Origin of the sequence: Rhodovulum strictum (assembly GCF_009649175.1) — a bacterium.
GTDB classification, from domain to species: domain Bacteria; phylum Pseudomonadota; class Alphaproteobacteria; order Rhodobacterales; family Rhodobacteraceae; genus Rhodovulum; species Rhodovulum strictum.
Map to the genome: position 1 here is coordinate 1 of NZ_WJPO01000023.1, position 16,026 is coordinate 16,026.

18 protein-coding genes are annotated in these 16,026 nt (G+C 66.0%); 14 read left to right on the forward strand and 4 right to left on the reverse strand.

Going from position 1 to position 16,026, the window contains the following annotated elements; all coding sequences use genetic code 11:
- Nucleotides 1-183: 183 nt before the first annotated feature.
- The gene (locus GH815_RS13545; protein ID WP_153749314.1) at nt 184-675 is read right to left on the reverse strand and encodes an ATP-binding protein; all 492 of its coding nucleotides are present in this window, start codon (nt 673-675) and stop codon (nt 184-186) included.
- Nucleotides 672-1,016: an STAS domain-containing protein gene (locus GH815_RS13550; RefSeq protein ID WP_153749315.1), complete on the reverse strand. Its 345-nt coding sequence runs from the start codon at nt 1,014-1,016 to the stop codon at nt 672-674. The genes GH815_RS13545 and GH815_RS13550 overlap by 4 nt, the downstream gene beginning before the upstream one ends.
- An 88-nt stretch (nt 1,017-1,104) precedes the next feature.
- Between GH815_RS13550 and GH815_RS13555 the strand changes: the two genes are divergently transcribed.
- Nucleotides 1,105-2,277 (forward strand): thiolase family protein, encoded by a 1,173-nt coding sequence (locus tag GH815_RS13555; RefSeq protein WP_153749316.1) that lies wholly within the window; start codon nt 1,105-1,107, stop codon nt 2,275-2,277.
- A gap of 39 nt (nt 2,278-2,316) precedes the next feature.
- On the opposite strand, the gene crtC is transcribed toward GH815_RS13555, so the two are convergent.
- Both crtC and crtD read right to left on the reverse strand, forming a co-directional pair.
- Entirely contained in the window at nt 2,317-3,192 is an 876-nt protein-coding gene (gene crtC / locus GH815_RS13560) for a carotenoid 1,2-hydratase (RefSeq protein ID WP_343030882.1), read from the reverse strand.
- 41 nt (nt 3,193-3,233) lie between these two features.
- Nucleotides 3,234-4,724 (reverse strand): 1-hydroxycarotenoid 3,4-desaturase CrtD, encoded by a 1,491-nt coding sequence (gene crtD, locus GH815_RS13565; protein WP_153749317.1) that lies wholly within the window; start codon nt 4,722-4,724, stop codon nt 3,234-3,236.
- Between the two features lie 128 nt (nt 4,725-4,852).
- Between crtD and GH815_RS13570 the strand changes: the two genes are divergently transcribed.
- The 13 genes from GH815_RS13570 (at nt 4,853) to pufC (ending at nt 15,850) form a co-directional block, all read left to right on the forward strand.
- Complete coding sequence (locus GH815_RS13570) at nt 4,853-5,722, forward strand: polyprenyl synthetase family protein (protein ID WP_153749318.1); 870 nt, start codon at nt 4,853-4,855, stop codon at nt 5,720-5,722.
- Complete coding sequence (locus GH815_RS13575; protein WP_153749319.1) at nt 5,719-6,867, forward strand: methyltransferase; 1,149 nt, start codon at nt 5,719-5,721, stop codon at nt 6,865-6,867. The genes GH815_RS13570 and GH815_RS13575 overlap by 4 nt, the downstream gene beginning before the upstream one ends.
- Nucleotides 6,868-6,988: 121 nt before the next feature.
- Nucleotides 6,989-7,936: a chlorophyll synthesis pathway protein BchC gene (gene bchC / locus GH815_RS13580; protein ID WP_153749320.1), complete on the forward strand. Its 948-nt coding sequence runs from the start codon at nt 6,989-6,991 to the stop codon at nt 7,934-7,936.
- On the forward strand, nt 7,926-8,927 hold the full coding sequence (locus GH815_RS13585) for a chlorophyllide a reductase iron protein subunit X (protein WP_153749321.1): 1,002 nt from the start codon (nt 7,926-7,928) through the stop codon (nt 8,925-8,927). The genes bchC and GH815_RS13585 overlap by 11 nt, the downstream gene beginning before the upstream one ends.
- Complete coding sequence (locus GH815_RS13590; RefSeq protein ID WP_153749322.1) at nt 8,920-9,057, forward strand: hypothetical protein; 138 nt, start codon at nt 8,920-8,922, stop codon at nt 9,055-9,057. Before GH815_RS13585 ends, GH815_RS13590 begins: the two co-directional genes overlap by 8 nt.
- Nucleotides 9,054-10,634: a chlorophyllide a reductase subunit Y gene (gene bchY, locus GH815_RS13595; RefSeq protein ID WP_153749323.1), complete on the forward strand. Its 1,581-nt coding sequence runs from the start codon at nt 9,054-9,056 to the stop codon at nt 10,632-10,634. Before GH815_RS13590 ends, bchY begins: the two co-directional genes overlap by 4 nt.
- Nucleotides 10,634-12,115: a chlorophyllide a reductase subunit Z gene (gene bchZ, locus GH815_RS13600; RefSeq protein WP_153749324.1), complete on the forward strand. Its 1,482-nt coding sequence runs from the start codon at nt 10,634-10,636 to the stop codon at nt 12,113-12,115. The genes bchY and bchZ overlap by 1 nt, the downstream gene beginning before the upstream one ends.
- Nucleotides 12,112-12,333, forward strand: a complete 222-nt coding sequence (gene pufQ / locus GH815_RS13605) for a cytochrome PufQ (RefSeq protein WP_153749325.1) — start codon at nt 12,112-12,114, stop codon at nt 12,331-12,333. Before bchZ ends, pufQ begins: the two co-directional genes overlap by 4 nt.
- Nucleotides 12,334-12,460: 127 nt before the next feature.
- Nucleotides 12,461-12,607, forward strand: coding sequence for a light-harvesting antenna LH1, beta subunit (pufB, locus tag GH815_RS13610; RefSeq protein ID WP_153749326.1), 147 nt, complete (start codon nt 12,461-12,463; stop codon nt 12,605-12,607).
- 14 nt (nt 12,608-12,621) lie between these two features.
- Entirely contained in the window at nt 12,622-12,786 is a 165-nt protein-coding gene (pufA, locus tag GH815_RS13615) for a light-harvesting antenna LH1, alpha subunit (protein WP_132693284.1), read from the forward strand.
- Nucleotides 12,787-12,928: 142 nt separating this feature from the next.
- Nucleotides 12,929-13,789, forward strand: a complete 861-nt coding sequence (pufL, locus tag GH815_RS13620; RefSeq protein WP_153749327.1) for a photosynthetic reaction center subunit L — start codon at nt 12,929-12,931, stop codon at nt 13,787-13,789.
- 2 nt (nt 13,790-13,791) lie between these two features.
- On the forward strand, nt 13,792-14,763 hold the full coding sequence (gene pufM, locus GH815_RS13625; protein ID WP_153749328.1) for a photosynthetic reaction center subunit M: 972 nt from the start codon (nt 13,792-13,794) through the stop codon (nt 14,761-14,763).
- 1 nt (nt 14,764) lies between these two features.
- Nucleotides 14,765-15,850, forward strand: a complete 1,086-nt coding sequence (gene pufC, locus GH815_RS13630; protein WP_170290353.1) for a photosynthetic reaction center cytochrome PufC — start codon at nt 14,765-14,767, stop codon at nt 15,848-15,850.
- Nucleotides 15,851-16,026: the final 176 nt, after the last annotated feature.

A 16,026-nucleotide genomic window follows, 5' to 3' on the forward strand; every position in this document is an offset into this window, starting at 1 on the left:
AAGACCTTCCTTTCCGCCATCGCCCTCGCCGCAACCGTCCTGTTCTGGCTTTGACGATCAATGAGTCTGGAGCCTAGCGAGAAGCGCGGCGGCAAGGGGCAGACGAGTCGCATCCCGTCGGCTCGCGTGATGAACCGCATCCCTGCCTGATCGGCTCCCGAGCGTGTGGCGCTTTCCCGGCGATCAGGCTTCGGCCAGCGGTACGACGAAACAAAGCCGGTTCTGCCCGTTCTCGCGCGTATAGGACAGTTCGCGGGCCATGGCGCGGATCAGGAACCAGCCGAATCCGCCCTCGGGCGGGCCGTCCTCGGTGTCGTCGAGCGGGGGCAGGGCGCCGCCGGGAAGGATGCCGTCCGGCATCGGGTCGCCATGGTCGCGCACATCGACGCAAAGTCGATTGCCGCAGCGTTCCATGCGCAGTTCGATCACGCCTTCGCCGAGACGGCGGTAGGCATGTTCGACCACATTGTTCAGAACTTCGGCCAGCACCGTTTCGGCCATGCCGAGCGTGTCGGGGCCGGGGGAGGACGGGGCGAAACGGCGCCGCATCTCGGCAAGGGCTTCACGCACGCCGAGCGGCGTGGCCGCCAGCGTGATCGGCTCCGTGCCCGCGCAGGCGTGTCCGCCGCCCGGGGCCGGGTCAGGTCCGTCCCGCAAGGGGTCCAAGAGAGTCATGCGATGGACCGCTTGTCCGCAAAGGCCGTTTCGGCATCGGGATGGATGGTGAAGACCCGGTCCATGCGCGTCAGGCGGAACACCTTTTCGACATTGGGGGTCAGGTTGCACAGTTCCAGCGTACGGCCGGGGCCGAGCAACTTCATCACCGCGACGACCGCGCCAAGCCCGCTGCTGTCGAGGAAATCGACCGCACCCAGATCCAGCACGACGCGCGCCGGTCCGTCGCCGGCCACCTCGCGCATGCGGTCCTTGAACCGGATCGCCACCGCCGAGTCGATGCGCGGTTCGGCGACGATCACATGCAGCGCTTCGTCGCGGGTTTCGGTGTGCAGTTCCATGCGGACTCTCTCCTGTGATCCGGGGATGAGGCTAGACGCCAATCGTTACCATTCGGTAAGTGTTGGACGTTGATGGCGGGAGGATGGCATGAACGAGGTTGTGATCTGCGGCGCGGCGCGCACGCCCATGGGCGGGTTCCAGGGGGTCTTTGCCGATGTCGATGCGCCCACATTGGGTGGCGTCGCGATTCGCGCGGCGATGATGGGCGCAGGCGTCGAGACGGTGGACGAGTTGCTGATGGGCTGCGTCCTGCCCGCGGGCCAGGGCCAGGCGCCCGCGCGGCAGGCGGGTTTCAAGGCGGGGCTGGGCGAGGATGTGCCCGCGACCACGCTGAACAAGATGTGCGGATCGGGGATGAAGACGGCGATGATCGCGCATGACCAGCTTGCGCTGGGCGCCGCCGCGGTGATCTGCGCCGGTGGCATGGAAAGCATGACCAACGCCCCCTATCTGCTGCCCGCGATGCGGGGCGGCGCGCGGATCGGGCATGGTCAGGTGATCGACCACATGTTCCTCGACGGGCTGGAAGATGCCTATGACAAGGGCCGCCTGATGGGCACCTTTGCCGAGGATTGCGCAGGGCATTTCCAGTTCACCCGGCAGGATCAGGACGACTATGCGCTGGGCTCGCTGTCCAATGCGCTGGCGGCGCAGAAATCCGGTGCCTTCGAGGGCGAGATCGTGCCCGTGACCGTCACCTCGCGCAGGGGCGAGACGGTCGTGACCGAGGACGAACAGCCCGCCAATGCGCGGCCCGAGAAGATCCCGCAACTCAAACCCGCCTTCCGCAAGGACGGCACGGTGACGGCGGCGAATTCCTCGTCGATCTCGGACGGGGCGGCGGCGCTGATCCTGGCGACCCGGGCCGAGGCCGAGGCGCGCGGCCTGCCCATCCGCGCCCGCATCCTGGGCCATGCAAGCCACGCGCAGGCGCCGGGCTGGTTCACCACCGCGCCGGTTCCGGCGGCGCAGAAGCTCTTGGCGCGGATCGGCTGGACAAGGGACGATGTCGATCTGTGGGAGGTGAACGAGGCTTTCGCCGTGGTGCCCATGGCCTTCATGCACGAGATGGGCCTGCCGCGCGAGCGGGTGAACGTGAATGGCGGGGCCTGTGCGCTGGGCCACCCGATCGGGGCCTCGGGCACGCGGATCATCGTGACGCTGCTGAACGCGCTGGAAAGGCGCGGGCTGAAACGCGGCGTCGCGGCGATCTGCATCGGCGGTGGCGAGGGCACCGCCATCGCGATCGAGCGGCCCTGAGTGACACGGGCCGTCCTGCCCCGGCAAGGCGGCCCTGTCCTAGTCCTGAAAGCGCCAGCCCGACCGGCGCGGCACCCGGACGGCCAGCATCGGCTTCAAGAGCGGGCTGGCGAAGCGGTCCAGATCCAGTGCCTCGTGAACGCCGACCATTTCCTCGCCGAAGACCCGCGTGCGCACGGCCGAGCGGCAATAGAACGGTGCGTCCAGCATGTCGTGGACCTGTTGCGGCACATAGCCCGGATCGGCCCGCGTCTCGCGCCGGACCAGCCATTTCGACCGCGCGAACCGCGTGCGCGGCGGCGCGTCGATCACCTGCGCCGAGCCATCCGCCCCGAACCGCAGCCCCACGGCCAGTTCTGACCCGTCCCGCACGCTGGCGTCATAGAAGCAGTAGGCGCCGTTATCGCGTGTCGGGAAGCGGCCCCAGGTCCAGTAGCTGAAATCGTCCTCAAGCGCATGGATACCGAAATTCGCGTCGAAATAGCCATGCCCGGTCCATTGCCAGCCCGGCTGGTTCAGGTCGACCTCGATTTCCGATGAGGGCGCGAAGGGTCGCCAGACATGGCTGCCATCCTGCTTCAGCGGCAGTTCGACGCCGGTGATCGCCGAAGGCGTCACCGTCACCCGTCCCTTCAGCCGCCCCATATGCGGCCAGGCCAGTTCGTCGATGTCGATGATCAGCTTGCCACCCACCCAGCTCAGGCTGGACGGGCCGACCTGAAACCGCTCGCGCGACTGGCGCAGCGCGGCCTGCCCGCGGTCGGTCATCGTCCAGCGCCCGCCCTCGCCATAGGTGGCGACGTTGATGCAGCAATGGTTTTCCGGGTTCTTCCGCCCCGACCAGCGATACCAGGGCGAAAAGACCGAGCCGATGAACGAGATGATGGAGATCGACTGCTCGCCCGAATGGCTGATCCCGTCGACATACCACCAGGCATAGCCGTCGGGCGGCACCTCTAGGTCGAAGCACGGTCCGTCAAGATCGCCTCGGCCGCGTGCCGGCCGGAGAGGGTCGCCATGGGGATGCCCGCCCCCGGATGCGCGCCGCCCCCCGCCAGATAGAGCCCCCTGATCTTCGTCCGGGCCGTTGGCTTCTTCAACGAGGCTGTCAGGCCGTGCGGGCTCCGCCCGTAAAGGGAACCTTCCGAGGCGGGAAACAGCTTCGCGAACTGGCGCGGCGTCGTCAGCCATTCGGTCCCCGGCCTCGGGTCGAAGGTCAGCCCGAACCGGGCCAGCGTGTCGAAGGTGCGTGTGCGGCACGTCTGTTTCTCCTGTTCGCTCGGCTCGGCCCCGTTGGACTGGGGCGGGCCGTTCATGATGATCTCGAACCGTTCCAGGCCCTGCGGCGTGCGGCCCGTGCCCCGATCCTGCGCGCAGATATAGAGCGTGCCGTCCTCGGGCATATGGCCCTTTGCGATCGGATCGAACTCGGTATGCGGATCGTTGCAGAAAAAGACATTGTGAAACGCCAATTCGGGGCCATGCGGCACGGCCGCAAAGGACCAGACATAGGCCGACAGGCTGCGCGGGTGCGTGGCATCGGGCGGCAGCGTGTCGCGCAAAGCCTCGCCCAGAAGCCCCGCGCCCAGTGCTGCCGGGTCGCCATTGAACACCACGGTTTCGGCGGGCAGGCGGGTGCCGTCCTCCAGATGCACGGCGGCCACGCGACCCGCCTGCATCTCGATCCGGTTGGCCGCCTTGCCGAAGGTGAAGCGCACGCCCTTGTCCACGGCCAGTTTTTCCAGCCCTCGCGCCAGCCGGTGCATGCCGCCCTCGACCCGCCAGACGCCACGTTCCTCGGCATGCCAGATCAGGCCGAGGATCGCGGGGCTGCCGAAGGGCGATCCGCCGACATAGGTCGCGAAGCGCCCGAAAAGCTGCGCAAGCCGCCGGTCGGTGAATTGCGCGGCCAGCGCGCGCGCCAGGCTGCGATGCGGCGCCATGTCCAGGATCAGGCGCGGATGGGTCAGCACATGGCGCGTCAGCGCCCCTTGCGAGGGCGTGCCCGCCAGCATCATCGGCCCCTCGAACGCGCGGAAAAGCCGCTCGGCCCGGGCACAGAAGGCGCGGAACTCGTGCTCTGCCCCGGCCCCGGCAAAGGCGCCCACGGCGGCCGCGCTCGCCTCGCGTTCGGCGAACAGATCCAGCGTCGAGCCATCGGGCCACCAGTGCCGCGCCAGCACCTCCTCGCGGTGGAGCGTGACGTAATCGGACAGCCGCGCGCCGACGCCTGCGAACAGCTCCTCGAAGACCGGGCGCAGGGTCATCACCGTCGGCCCGGCATCGACCGGCCCGGCATCGGTGGCCATGGTGCGCATCTTGCCGCCGGGCACGGGCGCACGGTCCACCACCTGCACCTCGAACCCCGCATGGGCCAGCCGGATCGCGGCGGAAAGCCCGCCCATTCCCGCGCCGATCACCACGACTTTCAAAGCCGGTGCGCCCATCTTGATCCACCTCAAGGAATGTTGACACGAAACCATAGACTGTCCACCCTGATTTACAATCGTGAACGTCTTGCCAGCCTGACACACAAGGGGTTGTGCGGCAGGCCGGACCAGAACGGGGAGCCAACATGGACCTTTCGGGCCGCATCGAATCCGCCATCAGCCGTGCGATCGCAGAGGGACAGGCCGGGGCCGCCCCGCCGAAACTGGCCTCGGCGCTTGACTATGCGCTGTCGCCGGGCGGTGCGCGCATCCGTCCCAGGATCTGCCTGAGCGTCGCGCTGGCCTGCGGCGACGGCCAGCCGGAACTGGCCGATGCCGCCGCGGTGGCCATCGAACTGATCCATTCCGCCAGCCTCGTGCATGACGACATGCCCTGTTTCGACAATGCCGACCTGCGCCGCGGCAAGCCCGCGCTGCACAAGGCCTATGGCGAGCCGCTGGCGTTGTTGACCGGCGACAGCCTGATCGTGGCGGGGTTCGAGGTGCTGGCCCGCGCGGCGCATCACGACCCGCAGCGGGCAATCGAGTTGATCCGTATCCTCGGGGTCCGCACCGGCATGCCCTATGGCATCTGCGCGGGGCAGGGCTGGGAAAGCGAGGACAAGATCGACCTGTCGGCCTATCACCGGGCCAAGACCGGCGCGCTGTTCATCGCGGCCACCTCGATGGGTGCGGTCGCGGCCGGGCAGGAGGCAGGCCCGTGGGAGGAACTGGGCGACCGCATCGGCGAGGCGTTCCAGGTTGCCGATGACCTGAAGGATGCGCTGCTCGACGAGGCGGAGATGGGCAAGCCCGCCGGTCAGGACGCCGCCAACAGCCGACCCAGCGCGGTTGCCGAACTGGGTGTCGCGGGCGCGGTGCAGCGCTTCAAGGACATCCTGTCGGGCGCCATCGCCTCGATCCCGTCCTGTCCGGGCGAAGCGCAACTGGCCCAGATGGTTCGCGTGATGTCCGAGCGGCTGATCCCCGAACCCGCCCGCCAGGCCGCCGAATGACGGACGCCCTCCCTGATGCAGTATCCGCTCGGCGCCCGCGTGGGTTCAGTTGGCGCCGCTGGCGCAACCGCAAGATCGCCTCGCCCGGGTTCCAGTCCTGGGCAAGCCACTTCCCCCTGACCCGTGGCCATGCGCGGCGCGAGGGCGAGCGGCTGTTCGATCTGGTTTCGGGCTTCGTCCACTCCCAGGTGCTTTATGCGGTAATCGAGCTGGACCTGCTGGAAGCCACCTGCGATGCGCCGCAATCTGTCGCGCGGCTTGCGTTGCGCAGTGGCATCGCTCCCGACCGTATGGAGGCGCTGTGCCAGGCCGCTGTGGCGCTTGGCCTTTTCGAGCGTGTTGGCGGCGGCTACCAGCTCGCCGCGCTTGGCGCGGCCCTTATGGGTGTTCCGGGGCTTGTCGACATGATTCGCCACCATGACGTGTTCTACCGGGACATGGAGGATCCGGTAGCAGTTCTGAAAGGCGAGAAGGAAACCGAACTTGCCCGGTTCTGGCCCTATGTCTTTGGGGCGGGGGCGGTCGAGCACCCCGAGGTGGCCGAGCGGTATTCAGGGCTGATGGCCGAAAGTCAGGCCCTGGTCGCCGAGGAAACCCTGCGCACGATCTCGTTCGCTGGCGTCGCCCGGTTGCTGGATGTGGGGGGCGGTACCGGCGCATTTCTTGCAGCTGTCGGTCGCGCCAACCCTGCGCTGCAAATGGTGCTGTTCGATTTGCCCGCCGTGGTGCCCGCCGCAGAAACCCGGTTCCACGAGGCCGGGATGGCTGGCCGGGCCAGGGTTGTGGCGGGCGATTTCCACGATGACCCGCTGCCGTCCGGGGCGGATGCGATTTCGCTTGTGCGGGTCTGTTTCGATCACTCGGATGACGCTGTCGCCGCCCTGATGGCCAAGGCATTTGCGGCGCTGCCGCCGGGCGGGCGGCTCATCGTTTCCGAACCTATGGCGGGCGGCGCGCGTCCCGACCGGCCGGGGGACGCATATTTCGCATTCTATTGCATGGCCATGCAGACCGGCAAGGCGCGGTCCCAGGCGCGGCTGGCCGAAATGATGAAAGAGGCGGGATTCCAAGGCATTGAGACCCCGCGCACCCGCCGTCCCTTTGTCACGTCGGTGGTGACCGGGTGTAAACCCGGGGCGACATGATGCCCCGCCCGGGCTGTCTAAAAAAGTTGACACTTGGGGCTGTCTAAATAAACTGACAAGAACCGATCACCGCGATGTGAGTCCCGAGTCTCTCGGGGATAAGAACGGAAGGGAGTTGCCCATGGAAACCACAGCCGTCATCCTTCGGGGCCCCAAGGAGCTTGGGCTCGGCAGGCTGGCGCTGACGGAGCCGGGGCCGCGCGATCTGGTCGTTCAGATCTCGCATTCCGGCATCTCCACCGGCACCGAAAAGCTGTTCTATACCGGCGAGATGCCGCCCTTCCCCGGCATGGGCTATCCGCTGGTGCCCGGCTACGAGGCCGCGGGCGAGGTGGTCGAGGCCGGGTCCGACACGAATTTCAGGGTGGGCGAGCGGGTCTTCGTGCCCGGTGCCAACTGCTATGACGGCGCGTTCGGCCTGTTCGGCGGCTCGGCCCGGCGGCTGGTGACCGATGCCAGCCGCGTCACCCGCATCGACCCTGGCCTCGGTGCCGAAGGTGCGTTGCTGGCGCTGGCCGCGACCGCGCGGCATGCGCTGGCGGGTGTCGACAAGAAGATGCCCGAACTCATCGTCGGCCATGGCGTTCTGGGCCGCCTGCTGGCGCGGCTGACCATCGCCGCCGGTGCCCCCGCCCCGACCGTGTGGGAGATCAACCCCGCTCGGGCCGGTGGTGCCGAAGGCTACGAAGTGCTGCATCCCGACGAAGACCCGCGCCGCGACTATCGCACGATCTACGACGCCTCGGGCGTCGGCAGCCTGCTTGACAGCCTCATCACCCGCATCGCCAAGGGCGGCGAGGTGGTGCTGGCCGGATTCTATACCCAACCTCTGTCCTTCGCCTTCCCGCCCGCCTTCATGAAGGAGGCCCGCCTGCGCATCGCCGCCGAGTGGGACCGCGAAGACCTGCTTGCAACGCGCCAGCTTGTGGAAGCTGGCGCGCTGTCGCTGGGGGGTCTGATTACCCACAGCGTTCCCGCGGAAAAGGCCGCAGAAGCCTATGAAACCGCATTCAACGATCCTGCCTGTCTGAAAATGATCCTGAACTGGGGAGCCGAACATGACGCTTGATGTCCCGAATATCAAAGACATCGACCAGCGGTTGAGGGACGAGGCGAACGAGCCTCTGGATGAAATCCCCCTGACCGAGCCGACCAAGAAGACCCAGATCATCGCGATCTACGGCAAGGGCGGCATCGGCAAGTCGTTCACGCTGGCGAACCTGTCCAACATGATGGCCGAACAGGGCAAGCGCGTGCTGCTGATCGGCTGCGACCCGAAATCGGACACCACGTCGCTGCTGTTCGGCGGCAAGGCCTGCCCGACCATCATCGAGACCTCGACCAAGAAGAAACTGGCCGGCGAGGAAGTCCAGATCGGCGATGTCTGCTTCAAGCGCAACGGCGTCTTCGCGATGGAACTGGGTGGCCCCGAGGTTGGCCGCGGCTGCGGCGGGCGCGGCATCATCCACGGTTTCGAACTGCTGGAAAAGCTGGGCTTCCACGACTGGGATTTCGACTATGTGCTGCTCGACTTCCTGGGCGATGTGGTCTGCGGCGGCTTCGGCCTGCCGATCGCCCGCGACATGGCGCAAAAGGTGATCCTGGTCGGCTCGAACGACCTGCAATCGCTCTATGTGGCCAACAATGTCTGCTCGGCGGTGGAATATTTCCGCAAGCTCGGCGGCAATGTCGGCGTCGCAGGGCTGGTCATCAACAAGGATGACGGCACCGGCGAGGCGCAGGCATTTGCCAATGCGGTGAACATCCCGGTTCTGGCCGCGATCCCGCAGGACGAGGATCTGCGCCGCAAATCCGCGAACTACCAGATCGTCGGCACCAATGCCGGTCCCTGGGGCGAGTTGTTCGCCCAGCTTGCGACCGCCGTGGCCGAGGCCCCGCCGATCCGGCCCCGTCCGCTGGACAATGACGGGCTCTTGGGTCTTTTCGCGCCCGAGGATGTGGGCGCCGATTTCGAGCTGGTCCCGGCGACCGATGCCGACATGCGCGGCAAGTACGCCAAGCCCAAGAAATCGCTCGAGGTGGTCTACGACAATGTTTGATCTCGACGAGATGGCCCGCTGGGACGCCGCGCTTCAGGCGCTGGCCCATCACGACGAAACCGAAACGGACACGCTCCGCGAGGAGGCCGCCCGCGAACCGGCCGCCGCGCGCGAACTGGAGGACGCATGACCGAAGAGGTCAGATATGACACCGCCCACACGGCGCAGGTGATCGAGGGCACGCCAGGGCGGCAGGGAAACGCCCCGCTGGCGACCGATCCGGCGCTGGGCGACGGCATGGGCTGCCATGCCGGAGCGGCCGAGATGGAAGCAGTAGCCCGCAGCGCGGGCAAGTCGGACATCCTCGACCAATATGCCAGGGACTATCCGCAAGGCCCGCACGACAAGCCGCAAAGCATGTGCCCGGCCTTCGGCAGCCTGCGCGTCGGGCTCAGGATGCGGCGCGTTGCGACCGTGCTTTCGGGCTCGGCCTGCTGCGTCTATGGCCTGACCTTCGTCAGCCATTTCTACGGTGCCCGCCGGTCGGTCGGCTATGTGCCGTTCAGTTCCGAGACGCTGGTCACCGGCAAGCTGTTCGAGGACATCCGCGACGCGGTGCATGAACTGGCCGATCCCGACCGCTATGACGCCATCGTGGTGACGAATCTCTGCGTCCCCACCGCCTCTGGCGTGCCGCTGCGGCTGTTGCCGGACGAGATCAACGGCGTGCGGATCGTCGGCATCGACGTGCCCGGTTTCGGCGTGCCGACCCATGCCGAGGCCAAGGACGTGCTGGCGGGCGCGATGCTGAACTATGCCCGCAAGGAGATCATGGCAGGCCCCGTCGCCGCGCCCGAGGGCGGGCTGTCGGACCGGCCGACCGTGACCCTTCTGGGCGAGATGTTCCCGGCCGATCCCATCGTGATCGGCAAGCTTCTGGACCCGCTCGGGCTGGCCTGCGGCCCGGTCGTGCCCTGCCGCGAGTGGCGCGAGCTTTACGCCGCGCTCGACTGCGGCGCGGTGGCGGCGATCCATCCGTTCTACACCTCTGCCATGCGTGAATTCGACGCGGCCGGTCGGCCGATCGTCGGCTCGGCGCCGGTGGGACATGATGGCACAGCCGCGTGGCTGGCCAATATCGGCGACGCCTTCGGCCTGCCCGCCGACAAGGTTGCGGCGGCGCAGAACATGTTCCTGCCCGCGATCAAGGGCGCGCTGGCCGGAGCCCCGATCAACGGTACGATCACGCTGTCGGGCTATGAGGGATCCGAACTGCTGGTGGCCCGTCTGCTGATCGAGTCCGGTGCAAATATTCCTTATGTCGGAACGGCTTGCGCGAAGACGAAGCAATCCGAAGCCGACCGCGACTGGCTGGAATCCAGGGGCGTCAAGGTCAAGTTCCGCGCCTCGCTCGAGGATGATTGCGCCGCGATGGAGGCGATCCGCCCCGATCTGGCCATCGGCACCACGCCGGTCGTGCAGAAGGCCAAGGAACTGGCGATTCCCGGGCTCTACTTCACCAACCTGATTTCGGCCCGTCCGCTGATGGGACCGGCGGGCGCTGGCTCGCTCGCGCAGGTTGTGAACTCGGCGATTGCGAACAAGGGACGCATGGCGTCGATGCGCGAATTCTTCGAAGGTGTCGGACAGGGTGACACTGCGGGCGTCTGGGAGGGGGATCCGAATCTCCATCCCGAGTTCCGCGAAGCCCACCAGAAGAAACTCGACAAGAAACGTCGCGCCGAAAAGGCGGAGGAAATGATCTGATGCTGGTTCAGGATCACGACAGGGCCGGAGGGTATTGGGGGGCGGTTTATGCCTTCTGTGCCGTCAAGGGTCTGCAGGTGGTCATCGACGGCCCCGTGGGCTGCGAGAACCTGCCGGTCACCTCTGTCCTTCACTATACCGACGCGCTGCCCCCGCACGAGCTGCCCATCGTCGTCACCGGCCTGGGCGAGGAAGAACTGGGCCGCGACGGCACCGAGGGCGCGATGAAGCGCGCCTGGAAGACGCTGGACCCGGCGCTGCCCGCGGTCGTCGTCACCGGCTCGATCGCCGAGATGATCGGCGGCGGCGTCACGCCCATGGGCACCAACATCCAGCGCTTCCTGCCGCGCACCATCGACGAGGATCAATGGGAAGCCGCCGACCGGGCGATGACCTGGATCTTCACCGAGTTCGGAATGACCAAGGGCCGGATGCCCCCCGAGAAGAAGCGCGAAGAGGGCGCGAAGCCGCGGGTCAACATCCTTGGCCCGATGTATGGCGTGTTCAACATGCCCTCGGACCTGGCCGAGATCCGGCGCCTAGTCGAAGGCATCGGCGCCGAGGTCAACATGGTGATGCCGCTTGGCGCCCATCTGGCCGAGATGCGCAACCTGGTGAATGCCGACGTCAACATCGTGATGTATCGCGAGTTCGGCCGCGGTCTGGCCGAGGTGCTGGGCAAGCCCTATCTTCAGGCGCCCATCGGCATCGACTCGACGACGAAATTCCTGCGCAAGCTGGGCGAGCTTCTGGGCCTGGACCCCGAGCCGTTCATCGCGCGCGAGAAGCATTCGACGATCAAGCCGGTCTGGGATCTGTGGCGGTCCGTGACGCAGGACTTCTTTGCCACGGCCAGCTTCGGCATCGTCGCGAACGAGACCTATGCCCGCGGCGTGCGCCATTTCCTCGAAAGCGATCTGGGCTTCCCCTGCGCCTTTGCGGTTGCCCGCCAGCGCGGCGCCAAGACCGACAACCAGCAGGTGCGCGCGCTGATGGCGCAGAAGCGGCCGCTGGTCGTGATGGGCTCGATCAACGAAAAGATCTACCTCGCCGAGCTGTCCGCCGGGCACGGTCCGAAACCGGCCTTCATCCCCGCGGGCTTCCCGGGTGCGGCGATCCGGCGCGCGACGGGCACACCCTTCATGGGCTATGCCGGTGCGACCTATCTGCTTCAGGAGGTCTGCAACGCGCTGTTCGATGCGCTCTTCCATATCCTGCCGCTGGGCTCCGAGATGGACTCTGCGGCGGCAACACCGACCCGGCTGCGCCGCGACTTCCCCTGGGACGAGGACGCGCAGGCGCTTCTCGACCGGATTGTGGCCGAACACCCGGTTCTTACCCGTATCTCCGCAGCCAAGACCCTGCGAGACGCCGCCGAGAAGGCAGCACTCGAACAAGGGGCAGAGCGGGTGGTGCGGGAGACCGTCGAGGCGCTTGCGCCCGCCGGTTTCGACCGTCTTGACAAGGGAGACAGCAGATGACCGACCAGACGTCCGATGTCCAAGTCGCACGCGCGCACCGGCCGCCGAAAGCGGAGTTTGCCGTCTACTTCACGATCATCTTCCTTGCCGCACTGCCGCTGGCGCTGATCGCCACGCTGCTGTCGGTGCTGCGCAACGGAGATCTGAAAACCAAGGGGCCGATCGCCCGCGCCTGGAGCCAGGCGCGGATCATCACCCCCATGATCTTTTCTGCCTGAATGTTCGGGCAGTTCACAGAATTCGCTCATCCCCCCGGTTGGGCGAATAGCTGGCAGGCCAACAGGCTCTGCTGGAACCCGGCCGCCGGGGTGCGCGGCATCAGTCTGACGATCCGGAGGAAAGTTTATGGCTGAATCTGACCTGTCGTTCTCGGGTCTGAACGATGAGCAAGCGCAGGAAGTGCATGCTGTCTACATGAGCGGGCTTTGGCTGTTCTCGGCTGTTGCCGTTTTCGCTCACCTGGCAGTGTACATCTGGCGTCCGTGGCTCTGAGAAGGATCTAAGAGATGGCTAAATTCTACAAAGTCTGGATGATCTTCGACCCCCGTCGCGTGCTCGTCGCGCAGGGCGTCTTTCTCTTCCTCGTGGCGGTGATGATTCACCTCTTCGTTCTCAGCAACCCGTACTTCAACTGGCTGAACGTCGCTGCCGAGAAGGCCGCTGGCGCGTAAGCGACACGGCCTTCCGGTGGACTGCACTGGAAGTGACATCAGCGCCGCGGGCGGGAGCCCCGATCTCCCGCCCGCGGCGACCTCGAAGAACAAGGACGGCTGAGGCCCGGACGGACACGGCCGCCATTTGCGGAGACAGACGATGGCACTGCTCAGTTTTGAGAGAAAGTATCGCGTCCGTGGAGGGACGCTCATCGGTGGCGATCTGTTCGACTTTTGGGTGGGGCCTTTCTATGTGGGCTTCTTCGGAGTGACGACCGCCTTTTTCGCCACCCTCGGGACCGCGCTGATCTTCTACAGTGCGTCCCTGCAAGGAACCTTCAACCCGTTCACGATCCACGTTGCGCCGCCTGACCTCTCGCATGGTCTGGGCATCGCGCCGCTGGCCGAGGGCGGGCTTTGGCAATTCATCACCGTTTGCGCCATCGGCGCATTCGTCAGCTGGGCGCTTCGCGAAGTGGAAATCTGCCGCAAGCTCGGCATGGGCTACCACGTTCCGATCGCCTTCAGCGTCGCGATCCTGGCCTATGTGACGCTTGTCGTGTTCCGCCCGCTGCTTCTGGGCGCCTGGGGCCACGGCTTCCCCTACGGTATCTTCAGCCACCTCGACTGGGTGTCGAATACCGGCTACGCCTATCTGCACTTCCACTACAACCCGTTCCACATGCTCGGCGTGTCGCTGTTCTTTGCGACCTGTCTCGCGCTGGCTCTGCATGGCGGTCTGATCCTGTCGGCCTGCAATCCGGAGAAGGGCGAGGAAGCCAAGACCCCCGACCACGAAGACACGTTCTTCCGTGACCTGATCGGCTACTCGATCGGGACGCTCGGGATTCACCGGCTCGGCTGGCTGCTGGCGATCAACGCGGTCTTCTTCTCGGCCGTCTGTATCATCATCTCCGGTCCGTTCTGGACCCAGGGCTGGCCCGAATGGTGGACCTGGTGGAGCAACATGCCGATCTGGCCCGCTATCGAGGCAGCCGGCGCAGGCCAAGGAGTGATGTAACCATGGCTGAGTATCAGAACATCTTTACCCAGGTCCAGGTTGCCGGCTCCGGTGACTGGGGCATGGACAACGAGAACAACATGATGGAGGAGCGGGTCGGCGGCGTCGGCAACTTCCCGATCCTCGGCTGGCTCGGAAACGCCCAGCTCGGGCCGATCTACCTGGGTTATGCCGGCGTGATCTCGATCTTTGCGGGCTTCACGGCGTTCTTCATCATCGGCTTCAACATGCTGGCTCAGGTCGATTACTCGATCGTCCAGTTCCTGCGTCAGGGCTTCTGGCTGGCGCTGGAACCCCCGAGCCCGGAATACGGCCTGCGGATTCCGCCGCTCAGCGATGGCGGCTGGTACATGATCGCCAGCTTCTTCCTGCTGATCTCGGTCTGGGCCTGGTGGTGGCGCACCTATGCGCTGGCTGCCGAGCACAAGATGGGCAAGCACATTGCCTGGGCGTTCCTGGCCGCAATCTGGCTGTTCATGGTTCTGGGCTTCTTCCGCCCGATCCTGATGGGGTCCTGGTCGGAAATGGTGCCTTACGGCATCTTCCCGCACCTTGACTGGACGACGGCCTTCTCGATCCGCTACGGCAACCTCTACTACAACCCCTTCCACGCGCTTTCGATCGCGTTCCTCTATGGCTCTGCCCTGCTCTTCGCGATGCATGGCGGCACCATTCTCGCCGTGACCCGCTTCGGTGGCGACCGCGAGCTGGAGCAGATCTACGACCGCGGTACCGCGTCCGAACGCGCGGCACTGTTCTGGCGCTGGACCATGGGCTTCAACGCCACGATGGAAGGTATCCACCGCTGGGCCTGGTGGTTTGCGGTTCTCACCCCGATCACGGGCGGGATCGGCATCCTGCTGACCGGCACGGTTGTCGACAACTGGTTCATCTGGGCCCAGGAGCACAACTTCGCTCCGGAATACATGGAGCCCTATGGCTACGAAGCCTATACCGGGCGGACAGGAGGCTGACATGTTGAAACTCCCTAAATGGTTCTTCAAGTGGAGTGAAGACAACCCCACTGACCTGATGGGGCCCGGCATCCTCGCTGGGGTAGTCGGTGGTGCAGCGGCGGTCGTGGCCTTGCTCGTGGCCTTCGACAACCCCTACAAGACCGTCGACTACCAGACCGGGCCGCGCGGCATCGGCATGGATGTGTCCAAGTTCGTGAAGGACAATCCGCAATACGATGCCTATGCGGAGACCTATGCGGCATTCGAACGGCCCGAGGCTCAGGAAGACGAGCCGACGGCGGCCGAGGCATATGGCGAGACCGTCATGGCCTTTGGCGACCTGCCGCAAAGCAGCTTTGACCGGCTGCAGGAGGCGATGAGCGCCTGGGTGGGAACGCCCGTGGTTCTGTATGACAATGGCGAGGTCGACGAGACCACGCTGGCGATCACGCAAAGCTGCGTCGAGGCCACCCAGTATCTCAACACCGACTGGGATACCCACAACCTGGCGTCCGATGGCCGGGGGGTGAACTGCTATACCTGCCACCGTGGCCAGCCGACTCCTCCGGGATCGTGGCTCAAGGCGGGCGTGGTCAACTCGGCCGCCTCGGGTTGGGCGGGGATTCAGAACCGGCTGCTGACCTATGAACGGGCCGGGACGACGTCCTTCGTTCACAAGTACACCCAGAGCGAGTTCACCGCGCTGCCGGTAGACGCGGTCGAGAAGTTCCTGCTGGATGGCGCGTCGATCAAGGTCCATGACCTTGAAAGCCGCGTGGCCCAGCAACCGGGCGACCCGACCTGGCAGGACGCCGAGCGGACCTTCACGCTGATGAACCACCAGTCGAACGCGCTCGATGTCGGCTGCGTCTTCTGCCACAACACCCGGGCGTTCTACGACGCGACCCAGGTGACCCCGCAGTGGTCGATCACCACGCTGGCGCAGCAGATGACCATCGACATCAACCAGAACATCTACGAGCCCCGCTCGGAGATCCTGGGCCGCGAGTCCGCCAAGGTGAACTGCATGACCTGCCACATGGGCGTCATCAGCCCGCTCAACGGCCGCGACATGGTGGCCGAGTGGCCGGAACTGGCGCAGTGACATGAAATCGGCCGGGCGGCGCGGCTTGCGTGCCGCCTGGTCTCACGGGATCGGGCCCTTCGCGGGGTCCGGTATTCGGGGCCTCCACACCCCGGTTCCCTTCCTGTCAGACACAGGACACTGGCGCCGTGTGGGGAACAGACCACACGGCGCTTTTTTGTGAAAAAGAAACGCGC